Raw genomic sequence first — 11247 nt, forward strand, 5'->3', positions numbered from 1 at the left:
ATCACCAAATTAATTATACTATGGAGTTTTTTTATTCTCAATTGTAAATAGTAAATTGAATATGATAATTCAAAATGATATAATTTATAAAATAGGGGTGATTATATGGAAATGCCCATAGTTTCAATAATTGGCAGACCAAATGTAGGCAAATCTACTTTATTTAATAAAATAGTAGGAAAAAAAGTTTCAATAACTGAAGATACTCCGGGTGTAACTAGAGATAGAATTTATCAACCTGCATCTTGGCTTAACTATAAATTTTTACTTGTAGATACAGGTGGACTTGATTTAAAAGATGAAGATATTTTTATGTCTAGCATCAAGGCACAAATTGACATTGCTTTAGAAACTTCTGATGTTGTAATATTCTTGGTAGATGGGGCAGAAGGGTTAAATCCAACTGATGTAGAAATCTCACATTTTTTGAGGAAAACTAAGACTAAAGTTGTCTTAGCAGTTAATAAATATGACTCAAAGATTACAAAAGGAAATATTTTTGATTTTTATGAGCTAGGTTTAGGGGAACCAGTTGGCATAAGTGCTGAACAAGGTACTGGTGTAGGTGATTTACTAGATATTGTTGTAAGTGATTTATCCTCAATTGATGAAATTGAAGATGATGACAATATTAGAGTTACATTAATAGGAAAACCTAATGTTGGTAAATCTTCACTGTTGAATTATCTAACTGGGGAAAACAGGTCAATAGTTACTAATATTCCTGGCACAACAAGGGATTCTATTGATTCTCTAATTAAGTATAAAGACAATGAATATATCTTTGTTGATACAGCTGGACTTAGAAAAAAGAAAAAAATCATTCCAGGAGTGGAGAGATATTCAGTAATTAGAACTCTAACAGCTATTGAAAGGTCAAATGTATGTGTTCTTATGATAGATGCCTTAGAAGGTGTAACTGAACAAGATTCTAAAATAGTAGGCTATGCTCATGACAACAACAAAGCAATTATTATTGCTGTAAATAAGTGGGATGCTCTTGAAAAAGAAACTAATACTATGAAAAATTTTGAAAAAGAAATAAGAAATGAACTTCCTTTCGTTTTGTATGCACCAATAATTTTTATTTCAGCAAAGACAGGACAAAGAGTAAATGAATTTTTAGATTTAATCGAATTAGTAAACAATAATTACAATCATAGAATTCAAACTGGTGTACTAAATGATATATTAAATAGAGCAGTTCTAATGAATCAACCGCCTTCAGATAAGGGCAAAAGAGGTAAGTTATATTATGGTTCACAAGTTGGTGTTAGGCCACCAAAATTCCTCTTATCGGTAAATGATAAGGAATTATTTCACTTCTCTTATCTTAGATACATTGAAAACCAAATAAGAGATACTTATTCCTTTGATGGTACTCCAATAATTTTAGAGCTAAAAAATAGAATTAGTCAAAGAGCTGATAAGGGACCTAGAAGATGAATTATTTTTTAGTTTTAGTAATATCATATTTTATTGGGACTATTTCAGGGTCTTATATAATTGGAAAATTATTTTTGGATAAAGACATTAGAAAATACGGCTCTGGAAATGCCGGAACAACTAATGCCATGAGAGTGCTTGGCAAAAAAGCTGGAGTTATGACTTTTTTGATAGACTTTTTAAAGGGTCTTGCAGTAACTTTCATAATTGGAAAAGTTTTTGGATCTACCTTTGTTCCTTTGGGAATATTAGGAGCTGTAATTGGCCACGATTTTCCTTTTTATATGAACTTTAGAGGTGGGAAGGGAGTTGCTACAACTTTAGGTGCTTTGGCTCTTTTCAATTTTCCACTTACATTAATATGCTATATTGTATGGGTGCTTGGAACAGTTCTCACAAAAATGGTATCAGTTGGTTCAATTTTATTTTTCGTTTCTATTATTATTGTCTACACTTTTATGTCTCAGTTAACTATTGTTAATATAATTTTAGTAGATACTATTGCTTTAATTGGAATAGTAAGACATAAAGATAATATAAAGAGGATAATAGCTGGAAATGAAAATAAAATAGGAGGTAAAAAATGAATATTACACTGTGCGGTGGTGGTAGCTGGGGTACTGCCATTGCAAGGCTTCTATCAAACAAAGGGCATAAAGTAAATTTTTATATAAGAAATAAATCTGTAATTGATGATATAAAGGAAAATAGAGAAAATTCTAAATATCTTCCAGGGGCAAAGTTTATAAATGAAATTAATCTTACAAATGATTTAGATAGTGTCCTAAATAATATTGATGTATTTGTCATCGCTATTCCAACTTCTAGTATTAGAGAAATTTTAGAAAATATAAGAGAGAAAATTTCAAAGGAAACTATTATAGTTAATTTATCTAAGGGTATAGAAGTGGAAACTTTAGATAGAATTTCAGAAATTTCTTCAGAAGTTTTAAAGGATAATCCCTTTGTTGCACTTTCTGGACCTTCTCATGCAGAAGAAGTTGGGAAAGATATTCCAACAACTCTTGTAGCATCTTCAAGTAATTTAAAAGCGGCAGAAATTATTCAACGTGAATTTTCAACGTCAATTTTTAGAATTTATACTAATCCAGACTTAGTTGGAGTAGAAATTGGTGGTGCTCTTAAAAATATTATTGCACTTGCGGCTGGTATGAATGATGGTCTAGGCTATGGAGATAATTCAAAAGCAGCCCTTATGACACGTGGTATATATGAAATGAGTAAACTTGGGATTTCTCTTGGTGCAAATCCACATACCTTTAATGGATTATCTGGAATTGGAGATTTAATAGTAACCTGTACAAGTATGCACTCAAGAAATAGAAGAGCCGGAATTTTAATTGGAAAGGGAATGTCAATGGATGAAGCTTGTAAGGAAGTTGGACAGGTTGTTGAAGGAGTTAAGACTGTAAAGTCTGCATACAAGCTTTCTAGATTAAAGAACATTGAAATGCCCATAACAATGGCGCTTTATCAAGTGCTTTATGAGGGTTATGACCCTAATAAAGCGGTATATGAATTGATGACTAGAAAAAACAAGGATGAAATAGAGCAAATCTTCTTCGAATAATAACATATTACAGGAGTTTGTGATATAATTATTTGGTAAATAGGTGGTTTTTTGAATAGTTTTTTAAAAAAAATAAATTTTTTAAGAGAAGATTAATTGCTCTTATTATTTTATTAATACTAATAATGTTTTTTGCAAGATTAATAAAAGGCAATCGTGTAAGTAATTATAAAACGATTTTTCCAACTTTAACTACTTTTGAAAAAGACATTGATACAAAGATATATAATTTATTTGATGAAAAAGCTTACTTTGCTAAAGGCGATGGAATAGTTGTATTTCATGCTAGTGAAGGTCAAAAAGTTCCAGTTGGATATGAAGTTGCCAGCTTGAATTTAATGGAAGATGTGTCTTCTTTAAAAGATGAGTTAATAAAAATAAAAACTGCAATAAAAATAAAAAAGGGTATTGAAACTACTGAAAAAGAAAATACCTTAAGTTTTACAAAAAATCTTCAAGAGCAAATAAAAAATAAAAATTATTCCGGGGTTTATTTTGATATTAATTCTTCTGAAGAAGTTTCACAAGAAAACATTAATGAAGCTGAATTAAAAGAATATCTAGAATTATCAGCAGATGCTCTTATGCTTAAAGAAAAGGACTTGGAAGAAAAAATTTCTAAATTTAATTTTTCATATCTTGCAGAATTTAGTGGTATAGTTACTTATAAAATAGATGGCAATGAAGATTATTTCAAAATTGATAATCTAGACAAGTTTACTTATAAATATCTTAATAAAAGTTATAATTTTAAGAGTTTGGAAATGGAGACTAATGTAAAAAATGGCGATCCACTTTTTAAAATAGTAAATAATTTAACTTGGAAAGTTGCTTGTAGTATAGGTAATGTATCTCAAATCTCAAATTACAATGTTGGTGATTCTGTAAAAATTCAAATACCAGAGATTGATGATATGTATGGTGTAGTTGAAAAAATTAATAAAGACAATAACCATGGTGTTATTATTGTTAAGTTTGACAGATATTTTGAAAATATGTATTCCAATAGAATTCATGATGGTAAAATTATTGTAAATAAGACCAAGGGTTTTGAAATACCAAAGTCAACTTTAATAGATAGAGATAATCTAACTGGAGTTTATGTTCAAGAAATAAAGGGTCTTGTAAAATTTGTTCCTGTTGAGATAGTTAGCGAAAGTAGTGACCATGTCTTTATAAATAAGGGAAACAAGCAATCTGTTATTAGTATTGGCGATAAAAGTTATAAAACTGTAACAGTTAATGATGCAATTGTAATAAATCCAAAAACTGTAGATGAGTCAAGGATATTAAATTGAGGTGGTATTTTGAATTTAGAAGACAATTTAAAGAAACTTTATGAAGATATTGAAATTGCAAAGAGTAATTCTAATTTTAAAAGAGATGTCAAACTAATAGCGGTATCAAAGACACATCCAGTTGAGATGATTAAGGAATTTAATAAACTTGGAGTCATGGATTTTGGTGAAAATAAAGTCCAAGAACTTGTTTCAAAAATAGAAGATAAAGAAATTGGAGAAAAATTAAAAAATAATAAAATAAATTTTCATTTAATTGGAAATTTACAGACTAATAAAGTAAAATATATTTATGACAAAGTAGAATTAATTCAGTCTTTAGACAGAATAAAATTAGCTAAAGAAATTAATAAAAGAGCAGCTAAAGATGACATAAAAGTAAATTGTCTCGTGCAAATAAATATTGGCAATGAAGATACCAAGTCGGGAATAGAATATAAAGACACTGAAAATTTTATCTATGAACTTTTAGATTATGAAAGTATTAATATAAAGGGTCTTATGGCTATTGCTCCAAATAGTCCTGATGAAGCTTTGCTAAGAAAATTATTTGAAAAAATGAATATAATGTTTGAAAATATTGCATCTAAAAATTATGAAAGAGTTGAGATGAAATATTTGTCAATGGGTATGAGCCATGATTTTAAATTGGCGATAGAGGAAGGCTCTAATATGATAAGAGTTGGTTCTAAATTATTTGGAAATAGAAATTATAATTAGGAGGATATTATGGCAGAAAAAACTATGGACAAACTAAAGAAAATCTTTGGTTTTGCAGATGAATATGAATATGAGGATTTCGACGATGAATTCGAAAATGATGTAAAGGAAACTGAGGCTGTAGAAGCTACTTATAGCCCAAAGAGTGTGACTCACACTAAAGCTAAACCAAGAGTTTCAACAAGCAATATGGTAATTACAGTTCATGAACCACTTTCTTATGACGAATCACCACTTATTGTAGATGATTTGAGAGATTTTAAGGCTGTAGTTCTTAATTTTGAACAACTTGATGTTGATGTTAAGAGACAAATTTTTGATTTCGTAAGTGGTGCTCTTTATGCACTTGATGGAAAAATGCAAAAAGTTAATAAGGACATCTTTATTTTAGCACCAAATAATGTTGAAATTGATGGTCTAAAAGAGCAACTAAAAAATAACGGAATGTTTCCTTGGTAAAATTAAACAAAATAGATTTAATTAATCATATTACTAGAGTTGAGGAAAGGACTACTATTAGGAAAGTTATTGACAAGATTGAATCTGTAATGAACACTCATATTGCCGCATCCACAGATTTTTTAAATCCTCATGAGATTAATTTATCTATTTCCATTTTAAATAGGTTTAAAGAAGAAATCTCCTATGAAATTAATGGGGGATATTACGACAGTGAATCCTGCATCATATATATTTATCCTAGTTATAAATATGAAAATGATGCAGATGATATTGTCCTTTTTAAATTTGAATCTAATGAAACAATTAAACATGGCGATGTACTTGGATCTATTTTGGGTCTGAGTATTGACAGACGAAAAATAGGTGATATTTTAATTGGAGAAAAATACACTTATTTTTTTGTTAAAAGAGAAATTGCAAATTTTTTAGAGATTAATCTAACAAAAATTTCTAAATATAATATAATTATTAGTCGTGAAGATAAAAATATTGACTTTCCAAAAAAGGAATATGATTATAAAAAAATCATTGTTTCTTCTTTTAGATTGGATAATTTAATTTCCAAAGTTTTTAATATTTCTAGGTCTAAGGTAAAAAAGATGATAGATGGAGAACAAGTAAAAGTTAATTTTTCTATAGAAACTCGTTCTCATTTTGAACTTGAATCTGGAGATTTAGTTTCTCTAAGAAAGTATGGAAGATTTAGAATTTATGAAGTAGAGGGAAATACCAAAAAAGGAAATTTTGTCATCCTAGTTAGACTAAACAAATGAGGAGATATTATGTTTGTTGCTATTTTTAGCATTATTTTAATTATTATTGATCAGTTTACAAAATATTTGGTGGTTACAAATATAGCAAATGAAAATCCCATTGTATTAATTGATGGATTTTTGAGACTATATTATATAGAAAATAGAGGAGCGGCCTTTGGTATTTTACAAGGGTTTAGAACATTTTTCGCAATAATAACGGTTGTTGTTTTATTAGTTTTAATTATTTTTCTAATCAAAAACTACAATAAGCTTCCCTTTATATATCTTTTTAGTTTCAGTCTTCTTATTGGTGGAACTATTGGAAATTTCATCGATAGAGTTAGACTACATTATGTTGTCGACTTTATTAGTATGAAATTTTTCGGTCATGATTTTGCAATTTTTAATTTTGCTGATGTTTTTATTGTACTTGGAACAGTTTTAATCTCTATTGGAATACTTTTACATGACAATAAAAGGTGATTTATGTACAAAGATATTTTTGTAGTAAACTCTTTTGATGTGGGTTTGCGTCTTGATAAATTTTTGGAGGATAAACTTGAAATAAATAGGTCACAAATAAAAAAGCATATTGAATCTGGAGATATTCTATTAAATAATAAGATTGTAAAAGCAGGATATAGTTTAAAGAAAGACGATACAGTTACAGTTTCTTATGAAGATGAAGAAAAGCTTCTTCCAGAAAAGATAGATTTTGACATACTTTATGAAGATGATTATTTTACTGTAATTTCTAAACCACAAGACTTAGTAGTTCACCCAGGAGCAGGAAATAAAAGTGGAACACTTGTAAATGGGTTGCTATATAAATTTAAAAGTCTTTCTAATCCAATAGATGAAGATAGACCTGGAATAGTACATAGACTTGATAAGGATACATCTGGTCTTATGATTATTGCAAAAAAAGACGAATCCTATTATAAGCTTATAGATATGTTTAAAAATCGTGAAATTGAAAAGCACTATTTGGCAATTGTTCATGGAAATATCTATGAAGATTTTGATGTTGAAGCTCCAATTGGGAGAGACCCAAATAACAGGATAAAAATGAAAGTAATCGAAGAGAATTCTAAATATGCTTCTACGAGTTTCCATGTTTTAAAAAACTTTGATAAATTTACTCTCTTAGATGTTCTTTTACATACGGGCAGAACTCATCAAATAAGAGTGCATTTGTCTTATGTAAATCATCCAGTGGTTGGTGATGAAACTTACGGAATAAAAAACAAATATAAGATAAACAAGCAACTTTTGCACGCCTATAAACTTAAATTTATTCATCCAATAACTGGAGAAAAACTTGAAATTATAGATGATTTTCCACAAAGATTTAAGGATTTTATGGAAATTTTCAATGAGGAGAATTGATTTGAATAAGTATGATGTAATAATAGTTGGAGCAGGTGCAAGTGGTGTATTTGCTTCTTATGAATTTAAAAAAATAGATTCTGATTTAAAAGTTTTAGTAATAGAAAAGGGCAATTCAATTTACAAAAGACAATGTCCTATTAAAACTGGGCAAGTAGAAAATTGCATTGGCTGCAAACCTTGCAATATTATGAATGGATATGGTGGTGCAGGTACTTTATCTGACGGGAAATATAATATCACTACAAATTTTGGTGGACAGATGCATGATTATTTAGGGAAGGATGATTCTATCGAACTGATGGAATATGTTGACTCTGTCCTTTGCAAATTTGATGGCGGAAACTCAAAACTTTATGAAACGACATCATCAAATTTAAAAACTCTTGCCTTAAAACATGACCTCCACTTGCTTGATGCTAAGGTTAGGCATTTTGGTACTGACAGAAATGTAAAAATCCTAGAAAAAATATATGAGTGGACAAAAGATAAGGTAGATATGATTTTTAACACGACAATAGTTGATGTGGAAAAAAATGAAGACTTTAAACTTACTACTGACAAAGGAGAAACTTTTTATTGTGACAAATTAGTTCTTGCATCTGGACGAAGTGGTTCTAAATGGATTTCTCAAATTTGTAAAAAGTTTAATATAAATTTATTCTCTAATCAAGTTGATATAGGTGTTAGAGTTGAGCTTCCTGCAGAAGTATTTAAACACATCACTGATGCCGTATATGAGTCAAAAATAGTTTATCAAACTAAGGCTTATAATGACCTTGTAAGGACTTTTTGTATGAATCCATATGGACAAGTAGTAGCTGAAAATACAAATGGAATTATAACCGTAAATGGTCATTCTTACGCAGACCCCAAACTTCAATCTAATAATACAAATTTTGCACTTTTAGTTAGCAATACTTTCACAGAGCCTTTCAAAGATTCCAATGAGTATGGGGAGTCAATAGCAAAGCTTAGTAATATGCTTGGTGGTGGAGTTCTTCTACAAAGATTTGGTGATCTTGTTAAAGGCAGAAGATCTGACAAGAGAAGAATGCTTAAATGCTTTACAGAACCAACTTTAAAGGCAACTCCAGGAGATTTGTCCCTTGTTATTCCAAAGAGACAACTTGACTCTATTATAGAAATGATTTATGCTCTTGATAAAATTGCACCTGGTACGGCAAATGATGACACGCTTTTATATGGCGTCGAAGTTAAGTTTTATAATTCAAGAGTTGAAACTGATTCAAACTTTGAAACTTCGGTTGATGGTCTTTTTGTAGTTGGAGATGGTGGAGGTGCTACTCATTCACTTTCACAAGCATCTGCCTGCGGAGTATATGTTGCTAGATATTTGAATAGTATTATGTCATGAGAGTATGTATATGCATACTCTTTTCTTGATAAATAGCCTATTTTTCAGTTATAATATATAGATACGAAATGAGGATGTAAATGGATAATAAAGAATTAATTAATGATATAAATAATAATGTAAATGAATACATTAGAAATATAAAAGAAAATATTTATAAAAAGAGAGCCCTTGTAATTACTCATGGTTGCCAAATGAATGAACACGATTCTGAAAAAATAACTTGGCTCCTTGAAAAAATGGGATACTCTTTTGTAAATGAAATTGATGAAGCTACTTTAGTTATTTTAAACACCTGCTCAGTAAGACATTCCGCTGAAGATAAAGTCTATGGTCAACTTGGAAATTTAAAAAATTTAAAGTCAAAGAAAAAAGATATTAAGGTTGCAGTATGCGGTTGCATGATGCAAAGAGAAGAATCAAGAAATTATGTTATCGAAAAATTTCCAAATGTGGATATTATCTTTGGAACAAATAATATTTGGAAGTTGCCAGAGCTTTTATCTCTTTCTTTTGATGGTAAAAAGTTGGCTATTGACATAGAGGAAAATCCACTCAGCATTGATAATACTCTTGGTGCAAATAGACTCTACAATTTTAAATCTTATGTTAATATTATGTATGGTTGCAATAATTTTTGTTCCTATTGCATAGTTCCTTACACAAGGGGAAGAGAAACAAGCAGAAGACCTCTTGAAATTATTAGAGAAATTGAAGAGCTTGCAAAAAATGGTACTAAGGAAGTAACTTTACTTGGTCAAAATGTAAACTCTTATGGAAAAACTTTTGACGATAAGTTTTCTTTTGCAAATCTTCTTGAAGAAATCAATGATATAAAGGGAATTGAGAGAATAAGATTTATGACTTCTCATCCAAAGGATATTTCTGATGAATTAATTTATTCTTTCAAAAACTTAGATAAGCTTTGCAATTTTTTGCATCTACCAGTACAAGCTGGTTCATCAAAAGTTCTTAAAATGATGAATAGAAAATATACAAAGGAAGATTATCTAAGAAAGATAGACAAAGTAAAAAGCGTCAATCCAAATATTGCCTTATCAACAGACATTATGGTTGGGTTCCCCGGAGAAAGCGAAGAAGACTTTCTCGACACTTTGGATTTAGTAAAAAAAGTTGAATATGACACTGCCTTTACATTTATATATTCAATAAGAGAAAATACTCCTGCAGCAAAAATGGAGCAAGTTCCTGATAAAGTTAAACATGAGAGATTCGAGAGACTTTTGGACATTTTATATCCGATACAGGAAAGAAAAAATAAAGCCTTTATTGGTAGAGATGTATATGTATTAGTTGAAGATTTCTCAAAAAAAGACGACACTAATGTAAGTGGAAGAACTGACGAATTTAAACTAATAAATTTTAAGGGTAACAAAAATGATATTGGAAAAATTTTAAAAGTGAATGTAACAGATGCGAATAGTTTTTCTCTAGTAGGTGAAAAAGTTGAATCGTGAAAAATTAACCCCAATGATGCAGCAATATCTTGCTGTAAAGGATGAAAATCCTGATGCAATTTTATTTTTTAGACTTGGAGATTTTTATGAAATGTTCTTTGATGATGCACTTCTTGCATCAAGGGAACTTGAAATAACTCTTACAAAAAGAGATGCAGGGCTTGAAGAAAAGGCTCCGATGTGTGGTGTTCCATATCATGTGGCATCGGGCTATATTTCAAAGTTGATAAATAAAGGATATAAAGTAGCAATTTGTGACCAAGTTGAAGACCCAAAACTTGCAAAAGGAATTGTAAAAAGAGAAATTACACAAATTATTACTCCAGGTACTTTTACTGATACAGAATATTTGAAAAGTGATTTGAACAATTATCTACTTTCCATTTTTATTCATGGATATTCATTAAATTTAACTTATTCAGATTATTCAACGGGAGAAATTTATTTTACAGAAAAAACTTTTTTGTCAAAGTCTGAATTGTATAATTTCTTACGAGATGAAATCGACAGAATTAGTCCCAATGAAATTTTATTAAATGATGAAGTTACTCCAAAATTTAAAGAAAAAATAAAAAAAATAATATTTTTGTGAATCCCTATTCTACAGAAAATTTAAAGGAAATTAATTTATTTAAAGATCTTGGAGAATATTTTAGTAAAAATTTTAAAGATAATTTAAAAAATTTCTTGTCAACAAATAATATTTCTGACTACACATCACTAAAAAAAT

Annotated in this window: 12 protein-coding genes; all 12 read left to right on the plus strand. The window is 29.3% G+C overall.

The window, feature by feature from the left end:
* Nucleotides 1–105 precede the first annotated feature (105 nt).
* The 12 genes from der to PTSHG_RS10010 all read left to right on the plus strand — a co-directional run bounded on the left by der (nucleotide 106) and on the right by PTSHG_RS10010 (nucleotide 11109).
* On the plus strand, nucleotides 106–1446 hold the full coding sequence (der, locus tag PTSHG_RS01330) for a ribosome biogenesis GTPase Der (RefSeq protein WP_019107133.1): 1341 nt from the start codon (nucleotides 106–108) through the stop codon (nucleotides 1444–1446).
* Nucleotides 1443–2033 (plus strand): glycerol-3-phosphate 1-O-acyltransferase PlsY, encoded by a 591-nt coding sequence (gene plsY, locus PTSHG_RS01335; protein WP_019107134.1) that lies wholly within the window; start codon nucleotides 1443–1445, stop codon nucleotides 2031–2033. The genes der and plsY overlap by 4 nt, the downstream gene beginning before the upstream one ends.
* A complete protein-coding gene (locus PTSHG_RS01340) occupies nucleotides 2030–3037 on the plus strand; it encodes an NAD(P)H-dependent glycerol-3-phosphate dehydrogenase (RefSeq protein ID WP_019107135.1) in 1008 nt (335 codons plus the stop codon). The genes plsY and PTSHG_RS01340 overlap by 4 nt, the downstream gene beginning before the upstream one ends.
* Nucleotides 3038–3162: 125 nt before the next feature.
* On the plus strand, nucleotides 3163–4335 hold the full coding sequence (locus PTSHG_RS01345) for a biotin/lipoyl attachment domain-containing protein (RefSeq protein ID WP_019107136.1): 1173 nt from the start codon (nucleotides 3163–3165) through the stop codon (nucleotides 4333–4335).
* Nucleotides 4336–4344: 9 nt separating this feature from the next.
* Complete coding sequence (locus tag PTSHG_RS01350) at nucleotides 4345–5055, plus strand: YggS family pyridoxal phosphate-dependent enzyme (protein WP_019107137.1); 711 nt, start codon at nucleotides 4345–4347, stop codon at nucleotides 5053–5055.
* A gap of 9 nt (nucleotides 5056–5064) precedes the next feature.
* Nucleotides 5065–5514, plus strand: coding sequence for a cell division protein SepF (locus PTSHG_RS01355; RefSeq protein ID WP_019107138.1), 450 nt, complete (start codon nucleotides 5065–5067; stop codon nucleotides 5512–5514).
* Complete coding sequence (locus tag PTSHG_RS01360) at nucleotides 5508–6290, plus strand: YlmH family RNA-binding protein (protein ID WP_019107139.1); 783 nt, start codon at nucleotides 5508–5510, stop codon at nucleotides 6288–6290. The genes PTSHG_RS01355 and PTSHG_RS01360 overlap by 7 nt, the downstream gene beginning before the upstream one ends.
* 9 nt (nucleotides 6291–6299) lie before the next feature.
* The gene (gene lspA / locus PTSHG_RS01365; RefSeq protein WP_019107140.1) at nucleotides 6300–6755 is read left to right on the plus strand and encodes a signal peptidase II; all 456 of its coding nucleotides are present in this window, start codon (nucleotides 6300–6302) and stop codon (nucleotides 6753–6755) included.
* Nucleotides 6756–6758: 3 nt separating this feature from the next.
* The gene (locus tag PTSHG_RS01370) at nucleotides 6759–7661 is read left to right on the plus strand and encodes an RluA family pseudouridine synthase (protein ID WP_019107141.1); all 903 of its coding nucleotides are present in this window, start codon (nucleotides 6759–6761) and stop codon (nucleotides 7659–7661) included.
* Nucleotide 7662: 1 nt separating this feature from the next.
* Entirely contained in the window at nucleotides 7663–9039 is a 1377-nt protein-coding gene (locus PTSHG_RS01375; protein ID WP_026088813.1) for an NAD(P)/FAD-dependent oxidoreductase, read from the plus strand.
* An 80-nt stretch (nucleotides 9040–9119) separates the two neighbouring features.
* Nucleotides 9120–10517, plus strand: coding sequence for a tRNA (N6-isopentenyl adenosine(37)-C2)-methylthiotransferase MiaB (gene miaB / locus PTSHG_RS01380; RefSeq protein WP_019107143.1), 1398 nt, complete (start codon nucleotides 9120–9122; stop codon nucleotides 10515–10517).
* Complete coding sequence (locus PTSHG_RS10010) at nucleotides 10507–11109, plus strand: MutS N-terminal domain-containing protein (RefSeq protein WP_238318694.1); 603 nt, start codon at nucleotides 10507–10509, stop codon at nucleotides 11107–11109. Before miaB ends, PTSHG_RS10010 begins: the two co-directional genes overlap by 11 nt.
* Nucleotides 11110–11247: the final 138 nt, after the last annotated feature.

This window comes from Peptoniphilus senegalensis JC140, assembly GCF_000321025.1.
Lineage (GTDB): Bacteria > Bacillota > Clostridia > Tissierellales > Peptoniphilaceae > Peptoniphilus_A > Peptoniphilus_A senegalensis.